Here is a 19,257-nt window from a genome sequence, read left to right on the forward strand (position 1 = left end):
CGGGCCTCAAGGCTGGTCGGTGAGGTTTTTGCCGATCATCCGCACCAGGATGATGGCGGCGATGTTGGCGATGACCACGGCGATCAAGCCGCCGGCCGAGGCCATGCCCACGTCGAACTGCACCAGTGCCTGGTTGTAGATCAGGTAAGCCAGGTTGGTGGAGGCAAACCCCGGCCCGCCATTGGTGGTGGTGAAGATCTCGGCGAACACCGACAGCAGGAAAATGGTCTCGATCATCACCACCACGGCAATCGGCCGGGCCAGGTGTGGCAGGGTCAGGTGCCAGAAAATCGCGACTGGGCCGGCACCGTCCAGGCGCGCGGCCTCCTTCTGTTCCTGGTCCAGGGACTGCATGGCCGTCATCAGCAGCAAAATGGCGAAGGGCAGCCACTGCCAGGAAACGATGATGATGATCGACAGCAGCGGGTAATTGGCCAGCCAGTCGATTGGCTGTGCGCCGAAGTACCGCCACAGGTCGGCGAGAATGCCCGATACCGGGTGGAAGATCAGGTTCTTGAACACCAACGCGCCCACGGTGGGCATGATGAAGAACGGGGAAATCAGCAACACCCGCACGATGCCGCGGCCGAAGAACTCGCTGGCCTCCAGCAGCGCGGCGATCAGCACGCCCAGTACCACGCTGATCAGCAGCACGCTGCCCACCAGCAAGAGGGTGTTGGTCATGCCGGGAATGAAGCCTTCGTCGGTGAAGAAGAAGGTGAAATTGCCCAGGCCGGTGAAGGTTTTCTCGCCGCCGTCGAGCAGGTTGTAGCGCATCAGCGAGAAATACAGGGTCATGGCCAGCGGCACGATCATCCACAGCAGCAACAGCGCCACGGAAGGGGTGACCAGAAACCAGCCAGGGTTGTTGAGGCGGTGCTTGCCCGGGTCCGGCTGGACCTCAAGCTGCGCCTTGGCAGTGGACGTGCTCATGATGGTTACCTTGAATGGCCTTGCAGGCTGGCCGGCCCCAGGCGGGGGCCGGCCGTGGCAGCGCAGTTACTTCGGATAGCCCGCGCGCTTCATCTCGCGCTCGGTGGTCGCCTGGGCATCGGCCAGCGCCTTGTCCACGGTGCTGGTGCCGACCAGGGCGCCAGCGAACAGCTTGCCCACCTGGGTACCGATGCCCTGGAACTCGGGGATGGTCACCAACTGGATACCCACATAGGGCACGGGCTTGGCCGAAGGACTTTTCGGGTCAACCGACTTCAGCGATTCCAACGTGATTTTCGCGAACGGCGCGGCCTTCATGTAGGCGTCGCTGTAGGTCGAGGCCCGGGTGCCCGGCGGCACATTGGTGATGCCGTCCTTGTCGGCCACCAGCTTGGCGTAGGCCTCGGAAGTTGCCCACTGGGTGAAGGTGCTGGCAGCGTCCTTGGCTTTGGAGCTGGTGGGGATCGCCAGCGCCCAGGAGTACAGCCAGGCAGAGCCCTTGTCGGTTTTCTCGTGGGGCGCGTAGGTGAAGCCCACGTTGTCGGCGACCTTGCTCTGGCTCTTGTCGGTGACGAACGAGCCGGCCACGGTGGCATCTACCCACATGGCGCATTTGCCGCTATTGAACAGCGCCAGGTTCTCGTTGAAACCGTTGCTCGACGCCCCGGGCGGGCCGTACTGCTTCAGGGTATTGACGTAGAAGTTCAAGGCGCCGGTCCATTCCGGGCCGGTGAATTCAGGCTGCCACTTCTCGTCGAACCAACGCCCGCCCCAGGCGTTGGCCAATGTCGTGATCAGGGCCATGTTCTCACCCCAGCCCGCCTTGCCACGCAAGCAGATACCGTACTGGCCCTGGTCGGGCTTGTTGAGTTTGGCGGCGAACTCGCCCATCTGAGTCCAGGTAGGCCGTTCGGGCATAGTCAGCCCGGCCGCCTTGAACAGGTCGGTGCGGTAATAGGTCATCGAGCTTTCGGCGTAAAAGGGCAGGGCATACAGGGCGCCCTTTACCGACAGGCCATCGCGCACCGAGGGAAACACGTCGTCGAGCTTGTAGTCGGCGGGCAGATCTTTCATGGGCTCCAGCCACCCCTTGGCGCCCCAGAGTGCCGCTTCGTACATGCCAATGGTCAACACGTCGAACTGGCCACCCTGGGTGGCGATGTCCGTGGTCAGGCGCTGGCGCAGCACGTTTTCCTCCAGCACCACCCACTTGAGCTTGATGTCCGGGTGTTGCTCTTCGAAGGTTTTCGACAGCCGCTGCATGCGGATCATGTCACTGTTGTTGACCGTGGCGATGGTCAGGGTCTGGTCGGCCTGAGCCGTGGCGCAGAGCCCCAGCAGGGCGGCGAAGCTGGTACGGGCGAGCAGGGTCTTGATGGGCATCGACATCACACACTCCTCTTCGGGCCCGGTGGGCGCGAAGCCTGGTTATTGTTGTTGTGTCTTCCTGAAGTGGGGAAGCAGCTGGATTGATTACAGACCTAAAACCGGCGGGGGACAAATCCGCGAAGGCAGTTGCGCTGATACTATTTTGCACTTGACGCTTCACCAGCCCCTCAACGTGCTAATCGCCGACCCAGGCCCGCGCCTGGGCCGGGGCTGGCAGCCGTGTACAACGTGACGTTGGGCGGTGCGGTGTTCGTGCTGGAAGTGCGGAGGGGCAGTTTGCCTGGCGAGCAGACCTGTAAGAAATGACAGGTTACGAAAAAAGCGCTAGGCAATAACGTGTGCCTTCACCCCCCAGCGAGGTACACGAAATGAATAGTCAACCTGGCCCACGGCGCGCCGGCAGTTTGAATCCTGCATTTAATGACGGCCACGTCACCTTGGATCACATAGCGTCTGAGGCGCAAGTGGTTGCGATGGAACTCACGTCGGAAGGCGGCTTGCTGGTGCTCTCCAAGAGATTGAGGGCAGGATTCGATGTCTCGAAATTCACCAGCGAGGGCAAGCTTGACCTGACGTTCGCGCAGGGAAGCGGCTGGTTCCACGAAAACCAATCTGGAGTGCTTGCCGGTTTTCACTTGCTGGCTAGCGGCCACTTCATCATTTTCCTTCACCAAGGCGATGTCCTCATGGTCAGCCGCTATGGCGCCGATGGTTGGCTCGATACCAACTATGCCATCGGTGGTCGGCAGCAGTTCCACATATCGGAGGTGATCGGCGGTTCCGGGGCGCACAGCCACTCAGCCCATGGTGTCCACGGCAGCCCTGAGCCCCGAGCCATTGCGCCTCACTCGCCAGGTGTCGCACCACGAGCAGTCTTCAGTGTATCGAGTGCTAGTCACCTCTATCTGGTATTGACCGTCAGGTGGGACAACGGAGATGAAAAGCCTGCCGTGGTGCGCCTGAATGCCAACGGCTTTTTCGACACGTCGTTTCACGGCACAGGTTCTTTTATTGTCGCCATGACGAACGGCGTGGAGTCGTGCCACGCGCAGCAGGCAGTCGTTCAGGCCGCCGCCGGCGGCAGTAGCCAGATTGTGCTGCTGGTGGCGGCGCTGCCGCCCTCGACGCTGGCTGGAAACAAATATCTGTTGCGGGTGGGAGAAAGGAGGCAGGACTTTGAGTTTGGAACCGACGGCTACACAGAGATAGAGGAGGGGACTCGCGTTGAGCCACACGACTTGTGGGGGGATGAAAATAGCCTCCGGGTCATCGGCTCAAAGACTTTCGACAACAGACGTTATGCGGTGGTCATTGGCTTCACCGCTAATGGCAAGGCCGATCAGGATTTCAATAAAGGAGAGCCCGTGCGGGTAATACTCGAACCGGATTCCGCGTATGCCGAGCACAATATCTTTTACCAGGGGGACTTTTATGGCAATCCCGATGCCCGAATGGTTTTCGCTGCCATCCTGTCCGGAAACCGCGTGGCCGCTGTCCGGTTGCTCCCCATTGGCGCTGTTGACCAGGCCTTCGGCGAGGAAGGCATCGCTGCGTATGCTTCCGACGATCGCAACCACTACCCTGTGCGGTTACAGGTGCGCAAGACCGCGGACCACGACGTAATCATCGGTCATCATCAGAATATCTACTGGTTGCTAGGCCACTGAGTGCAACGTGGGGCTTGTCGCGCTGTGGCGTGGCGGCCCCACGTTGCGCCCGGCTCCCCAGTGAGGGAAGCTACTCACCGGTAACTGTCAGTTCTACCAGTTGCGAGCAGTGATCGTCAGGCGTTTAGTGGGGGTGTTGGGGCTGTATGCCCGTAGCAGCGAGATCTTGATCATGTCGGACACATCGGAAGTTAGAGAAACAGGCACTGTGAAATGGTTCAACGATGCGAAAGGCTTCGGTTTCATCAGCCGGGCCACGGGCAGCGACGTATTCGTGCATTTCAGGTCTATCCAGAGCTCTGGGTTCAAATCGTTGCAAGAAGGTCAGAAGGTGTCCTTCACGGTCACGGAAGGCCAAAAAGGTCCGCAGGCCGATAAAGTGATACCCGAGGTGTAGCCAATCCAGGAGGCATGGGCATGAACGTTGAACCGCGCGACCCCAATCACCCCATGCTTGGCACCGGGTGCATCATTGATGACCGTTGGGGGCGGCCTGTTTACTTTCATGCCCCACCGGGGCTGGCGTTCGGCCCTGGGCAACGGGTCACGTATGAGGTCGTCGACGGGCCCGACGGGGTGTTGTATGCCGTCAATCTGCGTGTCGAGGATGCTGTTGGTCCGATGGGAGATGACTGACAGGCGACCTCAACGCGACTTGCGTGCCTCGGGGCGGCAGTGGCCGGGGTGCACCACGGCTACCGCGTCGCGGCCTTCCCGAGCTTCGCCCGGTCCCACAGGTTGGCATCCTACTCACGGGTAACTGTCAGTTCTATCAGTTGCGGATGCCGATCGCCAGGCGTTTATTACACAGGGTGAGCGCCCGCTAAGTCGGGTGCTATCTTCCAACGGCAATGAGATCTCTATCATGTCAGACGATCGGAAAGTGGGAACGGTGAAATGGTTTAACGATACGAAAGGTTACGGTTTTATCGAGCAGGAAGATGGTGGCGAGGACGTATTTGTGCACCACGCTGACATCAATTGCGCCGGATACAGGTCGCTAAAGCAGGGCCAGAAGGTATCCTACACTTTAGTAACAAACGCCAAGAGTCCGAAGGCCGAAAATGTGGAAGTAGTACCCCCAGATGCCCCGTGAGCATGAATCCAATCCCTGACCCACGCGCCGTGCCCACGGCGCCAGGCCCATGTTCATCGCCAGCCCTCCTGTCCGCCACGCCGCCCCTCTGCGGCAACCTCGCCATTTCCCGACTACAGTTAACCAAGCCACTGCCCCGCGCGGCGGCCCAACCGTGATCCGCCCCAACGCCCGCGGCCATGACCCGCAGGCTTTCACCTGATCAGGAGTGCACGATGGACCTCAACCGTCGTCAGTTCTTCAAGGTCGCCGGCGTCGGCCTGGCCGGCGCCAGCATTGGCGCGCTGGGCATGGCGCCGACGCCGGCGTTCGCCGAGCAGGTGCGCCATTTCAAGCTGGCCCACACCCGCGAAACGCGCAACACCTGCCCCTACTGCTCGGTCGGCTGCGGCCTGATCCTCTACGGGCAAGGCGATGGCGCCAAGAACGTCGCCCAGAACATCATTCACATCGAAGGCGACGCCGACCACCCCGTCAACCGCGGCACCCTGTGCCCCAAGGGCGCCGGCCTGCTGGACTTCATCCACAGCCCCAACCGCCTGCAATACCCCCAGGTGCGCAAGCCGGGCAGCAACGCGTGGACCCGCATCGGCTGGGACGAAGCCCTGGACCGCGTGGCTGAACTGATGAAGGCCGACCGTGACGCCCATTTCATCGAGAAGAACGAAAAGGGCCAAACCGTGAACCGCTGGACCACCACCGGTTTCCTCGCGGCTTCGGCGGCGTCCAACGAAGCCGGTTACCTGACCCACAAGGTGGTGCGCAGCCTGGGCATGCTGGGGTTCGATAACCAAGCGCGTGTCTGACACGGTCCGACGGTGGCAAGTCTTGCCCCGACGTACGGCCGTGGTGCCATGACCAACACCTGGACAGACATTGGCAACGCCAACCTGATCCTGGTAATGGGCGGCAACGCAGCAGAAGCCCACCCGTGCGGCTTCAAATGGGTGACCGAAGCCAAGGCCCACAACCAGGCCCGGCTGATCGTGGTCGACCCCCGGTTTACCCGCACCGCGTCCGTGGCGGACTACTACGCGCCCATTCGCACCGGCAGCGACATCGCGTTCATGGGCGGGCTGATCAATTTCCTGTTGACCGAGGACAAGATCCAGCACGAATACGTGCGCAACTACACCGACGTGTCATTTATCGTCAAAGCCGGTTTCGGCTTCGAAGATGGCCTGTTCACGGGCTATGACGCCGCCAAGCGCAGCTACACCGACAAGTCCACCTGGGGCTATGAACTGGGCGACGACGGCTTCGCGAAAGTCGACCCCACGCTGCAAGACCCGCGCTGCGTGTACCAGTTGATGAAGCAGCACTACAGCCGCTACACCCTGGAACTGGCCAGCCAGATCTGCGGCATGCCCGTGGACGCCATGCGCAAAATCTGGGACGAGATCGCGACCTGCGCGGCGCCCGGCAAGACCATGACCATCCTCTACGCCCTGGGCTGGACCCAGCACTCCATCGGCTCGCAGATCATCCGCAGCGCCGCCATGGTGCAGTTGCTGCTGGGCAACGTCGGCATGCCGGGCGGCGGTGTCAACGCCTTGCGCGGGCACTCCAACATCCAGGGCCTGACCGACCTGGGGCTGCTGTCCAACGCCTTGCCGGGCTACCTGACCCTGGGCACCGACAGCGAACAGGACTACAGCGCGTTCATCACCAAACGCACGCAAGTGCCGCTGCGTCCTGGGCAATTGTCCTACTGGCAGAACTACAGCAAGTTTCACGTCAGCCTCATGAAAGCCTGGTATGGGGCCAACGCCACCGCCGACAATCACTGGGGCTACGACTGGCTGCCCAAGCTCGACATCCCCAACTACGACATCCTCAAGATGTTCGACCTGATGGGGCAGGGCAAGGTCAACGGTTACGTGTGCCAAGGCTTCAACCCCATCGCCGCGCTGCCGGACAAAAACCGGGTGATGAAAGCCCTGGCCAAGCTCAAGTGGCTGGTGGTGATGGACCCCCTGGCTACCGAGACCTCGCAGTTCTGGGAACACGTGGGGCCCTACAACGATGTGGACACCGCCGCCATCCAGACCGAAGTGATCCGCCTGCCCACTACCTGCTTCGCCGAGGAAGACGGCTCGCTGGTCAACAGCAGCCGCTGGCTGCAATGGCACTGGAAGGGCGCCGATGGCCCGGGCGAGGCACGCACCGACGTGGCGATCATGAGCGGGCTGTACAGCCGCCTCAAGGCGCTGTACCAGGCCAAGGGCGGCGCCTACGCCGAGCCGATCATGAACCTGTCCTGGCCCTACAAGGTGCCGGACGAGCCCTCGCCCGAAGAGCTGGCCAAGGAGCTCAATGGTTTCGCCGTCACCGACTTCACCGACGGCGCCGGCGTGGCCGTCAAGGGCGGTTCGCAACTGGCCGGTTTCGGCCAACTGCGAGATGACGGCACCACGGCGTCGGGCTGCTGGATTTTCTGCGGCAGCTGGACCGAGCAGGGCAACCAGATGGCCCGGCGTGACAACAGTGACCCTTACGGCATGAAGCAGCACCTGGGCTGGGCCTGGGCCTGGCCGTTGAACCGGCGCATCCTCTACAACCGCGCTTCCGCCGACCCCCAAGGCAAGCCATGGGACGAGAAAAAACGCCTGGTGTGGTGGACCGGTAAAGCCTGGGGCGGTACCGACGTACCCGACTACAAGGCCGACGTGCCACCGGAAGCGGGCATGAACCCGTTCATCATGAACCCCGAAGGCGTGGCGCGGTTCTTCGCTGTCGACAAGATGAACGAAGGCCCGTTCCCCGAGCACTACGAGCCCTTCGAAACACCCATTGGCGTCAACCCGTTGCACCCCAACAACAAGCAGGTGGTCAGCAACCCGGCGGCGCGCATCTTCGATTCGGTGTGGGAGTCGCTCGGCCAGGCCAAAGACTTTCCCTATGCGGGCACCAGCTACCGGCTCACCGAGCACTTCCACTTCTGGAGCAAGCACTGCCGCCTCAATGCCATTGCCCAGCCCGAGCAGTTCGTGGAAATAGGCGAGGTACTGGCGGCCGAGAAGGGCATCGCCGCGGGCGACCGGGTGCGGGTGACCTGCAAACGCGGGTTCATCGAGGCCGTGGCGGTGGTCACCAAACGCATCCGGCCGCTGCAGGTCAACGGCCAGACCGTGCACCAGATCGGTATCCCGCTGCACTGGGGGTTCACCGGTGTCACGCGCCACGGCTACCTGACCAATACATTGGTGCCGTTCCTGGGTGACGGCAATTCCCAGACCCCGGAATCCAAGTCGTTCCTGGTCAACGTGGAGAAGCTCTAGATGGCCATTCAAGACATCACCGCCCGTTCGGCCACCACCACCGTGCCCTCGTCGGTGCGCCAGCTGGAAGAAGTCGCCAAGCTGATCGACACCACCAAGTGCATCGGCTGCAAGGCCTGCCAGGTGGCGTGCTCGGAATGGAACGAGCTGCGCGACGAGGTGGGCCACAACCATGGCACCTACGACAACCCCCAGGACCTCACCGCCGAGACCTGGACGCTGATGCGCTTCACCGAGCATGAAAACACCGACAGCGGCAACCTGGAGTGGCTGATCCGCAAGGACGGCTGCATGCACTGTGCCGACCCCGGCTGCCTGAAGGCCTGCCCCAGCCCCGGGGCCATCATCAAGCACGCCAACGGTATCGTTGACTTCAACCAGGACCACTGCATCGGCTGCGGTTACTGCATCACCGGTTGCCCGTTCAACATCCCGCGCATCTCCCAGAAAGACCACAAGGCCTACAAGTGCACCCTGTGCTCCGACCGGGTGGCGGTGGGCCTGGAGCCGGCCTGCGTGAAGACCTGCCCCACGGGCGCCATCGTCTTCGGCACCAAGGCCGACATGAAGGAACACGCCGCCGAACGCATCGTCGACCTCAAGAGCCGGGGGTTTGAACAGGCCGGTCTATACGACCCCGATGGCGTCGGCGGTACCCACGTGATGTACGTGCTGCACCACGCCGACCAGCCCAGCTTGTACGCTAATTTGCCCAACCAACCTACCATCAGCCCGCTGGTGGGCCTGTGGAAAGGCGTGACCAAGCCCCTGGCCTTGCTGGCCATGGGCGCGGCGGTGCTGGCCGGATTCTTCCACTACGTGCGCGTCGGCCCGCAACTGACCGAGGAGGATGAGGAGCCCCACCTCGATCCTGCGGTGCACACGGTCGACCCGGCCGTCCACACCTATGATCCCCGCGAGGGTAAGCAGCCATGATGCCCAGACAGATACTGCGCTACACCGCCAACCAGCGCACCAACCACTGGCTGGTGGCGATCCTGTTCTTCATGGCCGGGCTATCGGGGCTGGCGCTGTTCCACCCGGCGCTGTTCTGGCTCAGCCACCTGTTTGGCGGCGGGCCATGGACGCGCATCCTGCACCCGTTCATGGGCGTGGCCATGTTCCTGCTGTTCATGGGCCTGGTGGTGCGTTTCTGGCGTGCCAACTACTTCATCCACAACGACAAGCTGTGGCTCAAGCGCATCGACCGAGTCATGCTCAACCAGGAGGAGGGCGTGCCCCCCATTGGCAAGTACAACCCGGGCCAGAAGCTGCTGTTCTGGACTTTGCTGGCGTGCATGCTGGTGCTGCTGGTCAGTGGCGTGGTGATCTGGCGGGTGTATTTCAGCCAGTGGTTTGGCATTACCACGATCCGCCTGGCCGTGCTGGCCCACGCGGCGGCGGCGTTCGTGCTGGTGACCAGCATCATCGTGCATATCTACGCTGGGATCTGGATCAAGGGCTCGGTGGACGCCATGCTGCACGGCTGGGTCAGCCGCGCTTGGGCGCGCAAGCACCATGCGCTCTGGTACCGTGACATTACGGGCGACAAAGGCCCTGAACACCCGGACAGGATCAAGCCGTGAGAGCCACCCTGGAACCTCAACAGATCGCCGCCTCGGCCAGCACGCCGCCCTATGTCGACTTGCCTGCGGCCAACCTCTTCGCCCACCGGGCTGAACGCTTGCGCGCCCTGGCGCCGGGGCATGAACTGCAAGCCTTCCTGCGCCTGGTCGCCGACCTGAGCGACGTGCAGCAGAGTCTGCTGGACCAACCCCCGGCCGCGGCGACACCGTCGGCCGAATGCTTGCTGCAGTGCCAGCGACACGGCCTGCCACCCTTGGCTTTCGAGAGCCTGGTGCGCGATGGCATGTGGCAACCCTGGCTGCAAGCGAGTTTGCAACGCTATCGGCCGGCGGGCCCCCCCGCCGTGCGTCAGGCGCTGGCATCCCTGGAATTGGCGTCCGCCGAGCAGCGACTGGTCTGGGCATTGAGCCTGCTCAGTGGCCATTTCAGCGCCGTGCCAGCCGCCGTGGTGCCTTTCATGGGGGCCGCGTTGCAGGCCGCCTGGACCTACTGGCTGCGCAACCTGCCCAACCTGACCTTCGAACCCAGGGCCAGCCTCAGCCAATGCCCTGGGTGCGGCTCCCCGGCCATGGCCGGGGTTATCCGCCAGCGCGGCGCTCACAATGGCCTGCGTTATCTGGTGTGCTCGTTGTGCGCGTGCCAGTGGCATGTGGTGCGGGTCAAGTGCGTGTACTGCGAACAGAGCAAAGGCCTGGACTATGTCAGCCTGGCATCTGACCGCCATAGCCCGGAAACCGCGCCGCTGCGCGCGGAAACCTGCCCTATGTGCCACCAGTTCCTGAAGCTGCTGTATCTGGAGCACGACAGTGACGCAGAAGTGGTCTCTGGCGACTTGACCAGCCTGGCGCTGGACATAGGCCTGGATCAGAACGGCTTCAACCGGCTGGCGCCCAACCTGATGGTGGCGCCAGGCGGCTGAGCCATGCCATGCACCGGGCGCGGCCCCGTGTTTCGTCGCGCTTCACTGCCCCTTCATACCCCACCCGAATGCGGTATGGCCACCTATGCCAAAATCCCAGAGTTTTTGCCGGGCGCCGCTGTCAGGCACGATACCCCAGCGCTGCTGAATCCCGGGGGCAATATCGGATGTCCAGCACACGACGGAAATACCCATCTGGCTGTGATAGCTGGAACGTACCGCGTCCCACTGCGCCAGCGACGGTATGACCCCGCCCTGCGCCGCGGCAGCCTGCACGGCCCATTGGTAGTTAATCCAGCCGTCGAACTGAAAGAACATGTACACCGATGACACATTGACCGTGTAGCTGGCCTGGGAGCCGCGAGCATCACGCACCGTGACCGTGGCGTTGCCGCTGCGCTTGGCGATGACCCGCCCATTGCTGAGTAAATCGGCCACGCCGGCGTCACTGATGGAATAGGTATAGGGCGGCTGCCCACCACTGGCGGTACGCGTGCCATACGAGCCTGCGGGCGGGTTGGGGGGCACGCCGTTCATGCGGTAAATGTTGCCGATGCGCAGTGGGGTGGTGTCGATGATCAGCGGTGGAATGTTGGCCCCGATACGCAAGCTCAGCGCATTGGACGTGTGGGTGATGCCCGAGCGGGTCACTCGGTACACCAGTGTCACGGTTTGGTTGGCGTGGCTCTCTACCAGCGCCTTGCTGAAGGTGAATGTCAAGGTGCCTGGCGTTTGCACCGTCTGCGCGCCACTGTTGCTGGTATTCCAGGCGACCAGCACCGAGTCGCCCTGGCCCATGCCGGTGTAGGCATCTACCTGCACGGGGCAGCCTGAATTCGGCACACTACCGGGCGACAACGTACCGCCGCTGGCCAAAGGCACCCGCGGCGTGCCCAGGTTGAACAATGGCAGCACCCGCAGATTGAGCACCCGCGACAGCGCCTCTGCGCCGCTACCCCGTGTTACTCCGTAGCGCACCGCGATTGTCTGCCCTTGATAGCGGTCCACCCAGGCCTTGCTGATGGAAAAATCGGCGACGCCACCTCCCGTGGCGGTTTGCGCCGGCGTTCGGTCGTTACCGAACAGCACCACCACTGAATCACCATTGATCAGGCCCGTGGCGGTGATGCGCACGGTCACACCCGCCGTCACCACATAGGGGTCGACGGCGTTGCCCACCGCCTGGGGTACCGCGGGTGGGGCCAGGTCCAGGCGGGCCATTACATGCAGGTCCAGCGCTTCGGAGGTCACGGCACTGCCGCCCGCGGCTCGGGCTACCCGATACGTGAAGCGTGCGTCTCGGCCTGCGTTGGCGAAAACGATGGTCTGGGGGACCAGGAAATCTGCCAAGGTCTGGCCGGACGGGTGTCGGACGGGCGAAGTCCAGTTCGCCCCACTGCCCGTGACCACCAACTCCACGCTATCGCCGTCGTTGATGTTGTTGTAATCCAGTACCTGAACGACCAGGCCACTGGCTGGCACGCGCTCAGGGTCCAGTTGGCCCTGGCTCGCCAAGGGAACGATCGGTGCGGGCAGATCCACCAGCGGCAGTACGTCGAAGCTCAAGGCAGGCGAGTTCTGGACGGTGGCACCGATGAACCGGCGCACGGTATAGAAGACATTGACTCGTTGATCGGCGCTGGCGCGCACCTGCTCACGCGGAATGCTGAAGTCGGGGACCTGGTCATTGGCGACGGTATTTACCGGGGTAACATAGGCGTCGCCAGTGCCTTTCCATGTCGCCGTGACCCGGTCGCCATTCACCAAGCCGCCATAGGGGTTCACGTGCACCACTGCACCGCTGGCGGCGACGGTATAAGGGTCCAGCTTGCCATTGACCACCAAGGGCACGCGGGGCTGCGCCAGGTCCAGGGGTGGCTGCTGGCGAATCCGCAACACCCGGCGGGGGAACAACTGGGCGCGTTGTTCATCGGTGCTGGCGTCGAGGCTGACCTTCATTGTGATGGTCAAGTCGGTGCCGTCTGCCAACTGGTTCAGTTGCGTCTGTGACACCTTGCGGGCCAGGCCCTGGCGTGCTTCGGACTCGGTCACGGCGCTGTTGCTGGCCAGGGTAATGACCAGTGGGGTGCCGTTGATCTGCCGTCCTTCCAAGGTCAGCCACAGCCGCTGCCCTGCCGCGCCGAAGGGCCACCTGCTTACCGTCAGGTTCGCGTCTTCCAGCAGGGCCGCCACGTCCAGTACATCGCCCACCGCTTCGCTGATGGTCGGCATGGGCAGGTTCTGCTCAGTCAAGGCGCCTACGTCCAGCATCACCACCCCGGACTCGAACTCCCGGCGGCCCCTGCGCACAAGGTAGCGTGCCTCGATGCTGCGGCCCAGGGTGCGGATGATTTCCGAGGGTGCAATGACGAAGTCCAGAAGGTGCTGGTCATTGCCCGGTTGCTCGACACCTTGATCGACAACGTCCCACACGGCGCGAATACGGTCGATTGGCAGCATCAGGTCAAACTGCACGCGCAACGTGGCTCCTCCTTGCACCAGCAAGGGGTCCAGCCTGCCGTCCTGGGCTTCCAGCACGCTGGGCGCGGGAAGCGACAGCTCCAGGCTGCCGATCAATACTTCGGCGGTTTCCGACAGGGCGACGAGTTGGTTCGCCCGCTCGATGCGGTAATGCACGTGCGCCGTACGGGTGAGGTTACCGCTGATCTCGTCATAAGGGATACGCAACTGGGCCGGGGGGACCACGGGCGCGGACAAGTAGGTACTGTCATAGTAAGGGCCGGTAACCTCACCGGCCCAGGTGTAGATGATCCGGTCGCCCGCCTGCACAGGCGGTACCGTGTAGGGCATTGCCAGCGTGGCGCCGTAGGAGGGCACCAGCGTCATGTCCAGGTAACCTTCCTCAGCCTCCACCACCGTGGGCGCGGGCAGGCTGGGTAGCGCAGCGTACACCCGCAACCGCACGGCATCCGAGAAACGCTCCTGGCCGTGGGCCTTGACACTGTAGCGGGCGATGAGGGTGCCAGTGTTGAAGGGCCGAATGCTGGCGCTGTCGACGGTGCGCACCACCTGCCGGGCCAGTGATTCGCGCCAGGTCACCACGTGATTGAGCAACAGCTCCACTGGCGTGCTGCCCGCCACCTGGCCCGTCCAGCGGATTTCCAGGCGATCACCCTCGGCGATGCCGGCGTACGCCAACAGCAGCGTCGCAGCCGGCAGGTAAGGCGAAAGCACGCCGCCCACGGCTTCCCGGACCACGGGCGGCGCAAGCGCCTCGGCGTGGCCGATGATAGGCACGATGCGCTTGCGTGAAGGCGTGGGATCCTGGACGGTGGCGCGCCCAGCCTCGGCTTGCTGAGCGGGCTGCGCCCTCGCATGGCTGGCGCCGGGCTTGATGATTTCATAACTCAGGGTGACCGAGCCCTGCGCCAGCGCGCGGGCGTGGGCATTTTCCACTTCGAAGGCCAAGGTACCGCTGGTTTGCCTCACCTCCTGGGGCCAAGGCCCGGCCGTAGTGGGTCGGCCCTGGGCATCACGGCCCTCCCAGAACAGCCTGACCGTGTCGCCCACGCTCATCCAGAATGCATCCAGCAGCACCATCACCAGCGGGTTGGCCCCGGCCAGTTCATCCACGTCGAGCACATGTTGGTCGTTGGCCTGCTCGATCCACGGCGCCTGGGGCCTGTTGCCTGCTTGCACATCCACGATCTGGGTCGCCGACCACGGTAGGTTATCACCGTCGCGCGACTGGTTTTCCAGCTCATCGGTCACGCTGTAGCGCACCTCCATGCCCGGCTGGTCACCCGCCTGAGCGATGAACTCGCCGGGCACGTGGAACGTCAGTGGCTTGCCGACTTCGTCAGCCTCAACCAAGCGATGCAAGCGGGCAGTGCCCCAGCCCAGGGTGACCATGTCACGCACTCGCATATCGAGGTAGGCCGGCAGGGTCAAGGTCAGGCCGCGCAGCAAGTGGCTGGCATCGATGGGGTCGGGCAGGGGAGGCAGTACCAGCCCCTGGTGCCCAGGCGCGCCCGAAACCGGGTCCCTGCCGCCAGGCCGGGTGCGCTTGACGACCACCTGGATAGGGTCGCTGAGCTCCTCGCCGCCACCGCCTATGCGGGTGACGCCGTGGTGCAGAACCATCACCCCGTCGGTAAGTGCGTTGGCCTGAATGGACAGGCGCACATCATTATCGACCATGGCGGCCGTGACTTCAGCGTTAGCCAGGGCGTTGCCGGTAGCGCTTGCGTAGACCGTCACCTGGTCACCGACCGCCATGTTCAGCCAACTGCCGGCCACTACCTGCAGAAGGCCGTCCTGAATCATCTCGATATTCACGCCAGCGTTGGCCAGGGTGACGTTATCGGGCAGCAATACGCGGATGGTATTGCCCATGGGGACGGCAAGGCGCTGCAGAGCTTGAGGCGCTGTGTCCTGCGGATTGATGGGCAGGGTGGGCATGGTGGTGCTCCGGGAAGGGGACTGGAGACTAGTAGAGCGCGGTGGTGGGACCGGCGAAACTGGTAGTTATGAAAGTGTCGCCGCTAATGGATGCAGTAAAAATCTTGAGATTCAACGGAAAACACTGATAGCACGTTGCCCACTGTCAGGTGTAACAGTTTCGCTGTCCGGCCTTTCAGGCGTCTCATGCAAGCCTCTCCCTTTGCCGAGAACGCGACCATGGCCCGTTTTCCCATCACCTATATCCACCCCCAGCCAGTGCCTCGGGTGCTGCCTGCCATCCCTGACACCAAGCTGCGCATCCTGGTCGGCGACACGTTCAAGGTGCTGGTGCAAGACCCCAACGGCGACTGGATTCCCGGCGATGCCGGCATCAACCACGACATGATCGTGCCGGACCTGGGCCTGCCCGTGGAGCTTAATTACGACCGCAAGCGCGAAGGCGACGTGGTGGCCGTCCGCTGGAAGAACGGGCCCGCCAGTGGCGACCCCAGCGAATACATCCGCGTCCACAGCTACATCGTCAAAGCCAGCGACGTCAATATGGACGATGAGGTCCTCAACAACGCCCATCCCCTGGTGCTGTACCTCACCGAAGGGGTGCCGCAGCCTGCCCAGGCGGCGTTCTTCTTCGAAGTCACGCGGCCGGGTGACAACGAGACGCCGTCGGCAATAGCCACCGCGCTGATCAAGCTGTCGCGCCCGGGGGGCACTGATGAGGACCCGCTGCCGGGCCACCAGAACCTGAAGGCACCGGTCGTGCCCAAGCCCGTGTTCGACAAGCTCGAAGACGTTGTGCTGCAGATCGAGGCCTACCCGCACATTCGCGTGCGCGATGTGGTCGTGATCACCTGGGGCGGCGTGCCAACCGAATTCACCCTCACCGCCGAACAGGCCCAGCCGGGGGGCACGTTGACGTTCGTGATTCCCAAGGACGTCCTGGAACTGGCCGGCGACGCCGAGCGCCTGGAGGTGGTCTACCGGGTGCGCGACGAGGTGTACAACCACTCCGAGGACAGCAACGGCCGGCGTTGGTCGATGCCGACCTGGGTGGAGGTAGACGCCAACGACAACCCGCTGTCTGCACTGTGGATCGAGGAAGCCGAGAGCGGCCAGCCTGGGGAATTTCGCTTGCACCTGGACTGGCTGGGGGGTAATCCCGCCACGGCGGGGATCATGGTCGACGGCGTGTACGTCCGGCTGGGTGACACGATCGAACTCACCTTGCGGGGCACCACCCGCGATGGGGCAGCGGTCCTCGAACACTACTACGATGACGTCAAAGTCGTTGGCCGGCCCCTGACGTTCAAGATCCCTTACGAGGTGCTGGCGCGTCTGGCGCAAAGCAGCGCCGCGGTGTATTACACCGTGGTGGCGCGCGTCCCGGGCCAGCGCGGCAGGGTCCGCAAGGCCTGGCGGGCCTGGATGGCCGCGCTGGCCGACGACGTGCCGCCGATTCGCTCCAAGCGCATCACGTTACGGGTGGACGGTGAGGTGGTGGACCTGGCCGCGCCCGTGGTGGTCGACGCCCCTGGCGGCCAGCTGCCCATTGATGCCCCGGCGCGCATCGATGTCCTGCCCTATGTGCCCATGCACGAAGGCGACCTGGTCATGCTGACCTGGACCGGGACCTCGGCCAGCGGCCAGCCGGTGCTGCGGCAGATCGAACACACCCTGAGCAAGAACGAAGAAAACACCGTTCTGCGCTTCGAGGTGGAAACGCTCTACGTCAACCAACTGGATGGCCGCCTGGCGACCGTGAGCTACACGGTGACTGCCGGCGGCGCCCGGCGGCAGTCGGACGTGGCCGTGGTCAGGGTCGGCACCTGGCAAGCGCTGTACCCCGCGCCGACCTTGCCAGAGGCCCAGGACGGCGTGCTGTTGCCGGAAAACGTGCCGGCCGAAGGCGCGCTGCTGGTGTTGCCGGCGGCGGTGCAGGTGGTGCCCGGGGACGTGGTGTACTACCACTGGCAGGGTAGCATCGCCGGGGTGTATGGCGATCGGAAGATCGTCGACGAGACGGCGGAGAAGCCTGAGTTCAGGATTGCGAAGGCGCAGGTCGAGGCCAACCTGGGCGGCACCGCGACAGTGAACTACAGCATCCAGCGGGGGGCGACGTTCATCGGCTTGTCTGCCGACCTGAGCGTCCAGGTGGGCAAGCAAACGGCGATCGAGCTGCCACCGCCGCGGGTGGAACACCTTAGCGCCAACGGCGAGCTCAAACCCGGCGATGTGCCGCGCGGTACCCAGGTGACGGTGGCGTTTGACGACATGCTATTGGACGACCAGATCGCCCTGTTCTGGACGGGCACCGAGGGTGATGGCACCCCACCTTTGCCTTGGCAGTCGGGTAATGAGGCGAAGACAGTGGTGTTCCAGATCTCGGCGAAAGCGATCGCCGCCAACCTCAACCACGGGGTGCAGGTGATGTATGCGCTGATCCGGGGCTCGACGGTGATCAACTCACCGGTCGTTGCCGTGCGGGTGCTGGATTTCGCCCCAGGTGACCTGCCTACGCCGCTGATGCCCGATGCCGTGGGGGATGTGCTGGATGTGCTGGGGCTGACGGCCGACGCCGACGTCCGGATTCCGGTCTGGCCGCTGATCGGCGTGGGGCAAAAGGTCTGGCTCAAGCTGGTGGGGCAAAACCTGGATGGCTCGGCGCTGACCCTCACTCTGGCCACGGGCGCGGCAGTGAGTGCCAGTGAAACCACGGCCGGGTTTGTGCGCACAGCGTCGCGGACCCAGCTGCAACAACTCAAGGACGGTACGACGTTGCGGGTCGAAGCCAAGGTGAGTGTCGACACCAGCGCCAATGCCAACGAAGCAGAAGCCAAAGTGCTGCCGGTCAAAAGCTATACCGTGAAAACGATCGCGCTGATCCAACCGCTTATCACCTCGGTCAAGGACCCTGCCAATAACGAAATCCCTCAGAACGGCGCGACCTTTGCCACGAGCGTCACGGTGACGGGCACGGCCACGGCCAGCCAGCAGGTGGAAGTTTTCGACCAGGGGGTGAACAAGGGGGCGGCGCCCGTCAATGCCGCAGGCATCTGGAGCCGGGAGGTCAGCGCGTTGGCGACCGGCACACATGTGCTGACGGCGGTGGCCAGCTATGACTCCAGTTTGGTTTCCCCTGCCAGGACATTTACCACACTGGCGGATGTCAGGCCGACTATCACCAGTGTGCAAGGGGCGAGTGGTAATGTTGGCAACGGTGGCACGACCACGGATACGGCGTTGACACTTCGCGGTAATGCTGCCCCGAATTTGCAGGTGCGGGTTGAGGACAATGGCGTGAACCAAGGCACCGTAACCGTTGGTGCGAACGGGGTGTGGAGCCGTCAAGTATCCCCGCTGGCGTTAGGGCAGCATTCGTTTAAGGTGATGGCACTGTACGGCTCGGGCCAGCAATCGGCGGCATGGAGCGTGACGGTGGCCAAACCGCAGCCCGTGGTGGTCTACGAATGGGATTTTCGCAATGGCGCAGGCGGCTGGATCGGCCCGGACTGGAACCCAGTACGCATAGGGTCCAACGGTTCAACCTCTTTCGCCTATGTGGCCACGAATGTGCAGCTCCAGGCTGCGGCCATCTGGCACCCGGATCTCGGTTTACCTGCTGGGGAATATACGCTGGAATGCCAGGCTGGAGGTGATAAACAATTTGTTGTAAGGATAGGATCACTTAGCGTTACTTGTCCTGCGGCCCAATTGACCCCTGTACGCCTGTCAGGCGTTACCACGTCTGGAATAAGCACGCTTGTGCACCTCCCTTCCAGCCCTATCGTTGCGGGTGAGACGGTTCGACTGGCAAACATCAGAATAAGCCGGGGCGTTTGAAACTATCAACCCGCATGCGCTGGCGCCTGCCAGCGCCCGGGCGCCCGGTAGGCGACAAGCGATTGCATCGATTCAGGCACAGGAGTCCGAGCTGCAAAGCCTGGCTGGGCGGGGGGCCATGGC

12 protein-coding genes are annotated in these 19,257 nt (G+C 63.3%); 9 read left to right on the forward strand and 3 right to left on the reverse strand.

Features of this window, described 5'->3' with window-relative positions; genetic code table 11:
- Positions 1–6 precede the first annotated feature (6 nt).
- Both HWQ56_RS13205 and HWQ56_RS13210 read right to left on the reverse strand, forming a co-directional pair.
- Positions 7–933: a carbohydrate ABC transporter permease gene (locus HWQ56_RS13205; protein WP_176570767.1), complete on the reverse strand. Its 927-nt coding sequence runs from the start codon at positions 931–933 to the stop codon at positions 7–9.
- Between the two features lie 66 nt (positions 934–999).
- Positions 1,000–2,322 (reverse strand): ABC transporter substrate-binding protein, encoded by a 1,323-nt coding sequence (locus HWQ56_RS13210; protein ID WP_158157742.1) that lies wholly within the window; start codon positions 2,320–2,322, stop codon positions 1,000–1,002.
- 368 nt (positions 2,323–2,690) lie between these two features.
- On the opposite strand from HWQ56_RS13210, the gene HWQ56_RS13215 reads away from it, so the two are divergent.
- From HWQ56_RS13215 to fdhE, 8 genes are all read left to right on the forward strand, one after another.
- Positions 2,691–3,989 carry a hypothetical protein gene (locus tag HWQ56_RS13215; protein ID WP_176570768.1) on the forward strand — a complete coding sequence of 433 codons (1,299 nt, stop codon included), beginning with the start codon at positions 2,691–2,693 and terminating at the stop codon, positions 3,987–3,989.
- 172 nt (positions 3,990–4,161) lie between these two features.
- The gene (locus tag HWQ56_RS13220; protein WP_176570769.1) at positions 4,162–4,386 is read left to right on the forward strand and encodes a cold-shock protein; all 225 of its coding nucleotides are present in this window, start codon (positions 4,162–4,164) and stop codon (positions 4,384–4,386) included.
- A gap of 20 nt (positions 4,387–4,406) precedes the next feature.
- A complete protein-coding gene (locus HWQ56_RS13225; RefSeq protein WP_176570770.1) occupies positions 4,407–4,625 on the forward strand; it encodes a hypothetical protein in 219 nt (72 codons plus the stop codon).
- A gap of 229 nt (positions 4,626–4,854) precedes the next feature.
- Positions 4,855–5,085 (forward strand): cold-shock protein, encoded by a 231-nt coding sequence (locus HWQ56_RS13230; protein ID WP_176570771.1) that lies wholly within the window; start codon positions 4,855–4,857, stop codon positions 5,083–5,085.
- A 215-nt stretch (positions 5,086–5,300) separates the two neighbouring features.
- Positions 5,301–8,366 carry a formate dehydrogenase-N subunit alpha gene (gene fdnG / locus HWQ56_RS13235; protein ID WP_176570772.1) on the forward strand — a complete coding sequence of 1,022 codons (3,066 nt, stop codon included), beginning with the start codon at positions 5,301–5,303 and terminating at the stop codon, positions 8,364–8,366.
- The gene (gene fdxH / locus HWQ56_RS13240) at positions 8,367–9,302 is read left to right on the forward strand and encodes a formate dehydrogenase subunit beta (protein ID WP_158157748.1); all 936 of its coding nucleotides are present in this window, start codon (positions 8,367–8,369) and stop codon (positions 9,300–9,302) included. It begins immediately after the preceding gene.
- A complete protein-coding gene (locus HWQ56_RS13245) occupies positions 9,299–9,952 on the forward strand; it encodes a formate dehydrogenase subunit gamma (RefSeq protein ID WP_176570773.1) in 654 nt (217 codons plus the stop codon). The genes fdxH and HWQ56_RS13245 overlap by 4 nt, the downstream gene beginning before the upstream one ends.
- Entirely contained in the window at positions 9,949–10,872 is a 924-nt protein-coding gene (fdhE, locus tag HWQ56_RS13250; RefSeq protein ID WP_158157750.1) for a formate dehydrogenase accessory protein FdhE, read from the forward strand. The genes HWQ56_RS13245 and fdhE overlap by 4 nt, the downstream gene beginning before the upstream one ends.
- A gap of 42 nt (positions 10,873–10,914) precedes the next feature.
- Here fdhE and HWQ56_RS13255 read toward each other — a convergent pair whose 3' ends face one another.
- Positions 10,915–15,294, reverse strand: coding sequence for a SprB repeat-containing protein (locus HWQ56_RS13255; RefSeq protein WP_176570774.1), 4,380 nt, complete (start codon positions 15,292–15,294; stop codon positions 10,915–10,917).
- 186 nt (positions 15,295–15,480) lie between these two features.
- Here HWQ56_RS13255 and HWQ56_RS13260 point away from each other — a divergent pair, with 186 nt between their 5' ends.
- Complete coding sequence (locus HWQ56_RS13260) at positions 15,481–19,134, forward strand: Ig-like domain repeat protein (RefSeq protein WP_176570775.1); 3,654 nt, start codon at positions 15,481–15,483, stop codon at positions 19,132–19,134.
- Positions 19,135–19,257: the final 123 nt, after the last annotated feature.

The organism is Pseudomonas eucalypticola (assembly GCF_013374995.1).
Classification (GTDB): Bacteria; Pseudomonadota; Gammaproteobacteria; order Pseudomonadales; family Pseudomonadaceae; genus Aquipseudomonas; species Aquipseudomonas eucalypticola.

Excerpts from the sequence above, each read along its gene's own strand:
- HWQ56_RS13205 (WP_176570767.1), bottom strand. The coding sequence starts at position 933 with ATGAGCACGTCCACTGCCAAGGCGCAGCTTGAGGTCCAGCCGGACCCG.
- HWQ56_RS13210 (WP_158157742.1), bottom strand. The coding sequence starts at position 2,322 with ATGTCGATGCCCATCAAGACCCTGCTCGCCCGTACCAGCTTCGCCGCC.
- HWQ56_RS13215 (WP_176570768.1), top strand. The coding sequence starts at position 2,691 with ATGAATAGTCAACCTGGCCCACGGCGCGCCGGCAGTTTGAATCCTGCA.
- HWQ56_RS13220 (WP_176570769.1), top strand. The coding sequence starts at position 4,162 with ATGTCGGACACATCGGAAGTTAGAGAAACAGGCACTGTGAAATGGTTC.
- HWQ56_RS13225 (WP_176570770.1), top strand. The coding sequence starts at position 4,407 with ATGAACGTTGAACCGCGCGACCCCAATCACCCCATGCTTGGCACCGGG.
- HWQ56_RS13230 (WP_176570771.1), top strand. The coding sequence starts at position 4,855 with ATGTCAGACGATCGGAAAGTGGGAACGGTGAAATGGTTTAACGATACG.
- fdxH (WP_158157748.1), top strand. The coding sequence starts at position 8,367 with ATGGCCATTCAAGACATCACCGCCCGTTCGGCCACCACCACCGTGCCC.
- HWQ56_RS13245 (WP_176570773.1), top strand. The coding sequence starts at position 9,299 with ATGATGCCCAGACAGATACTGCGCTACACCGCCAACCAGCGCACCAAC.
- HWQ56_RS13255 (WP_176570774.1), bottom strand. The coding sequence starts at position 15,294 with ATGCCCACCCTGCCCATCAATCCGCAGGACACAGCGCCTCAAGCTCTG.
- HWQ56_RS13260 (WP_176570775.1), top strand. The coding sequence starts at position 15,481 with ATGCAAGCCTCTCCCTTTGCCGAGAACGCGACCATGGCCCGTTTTCCC.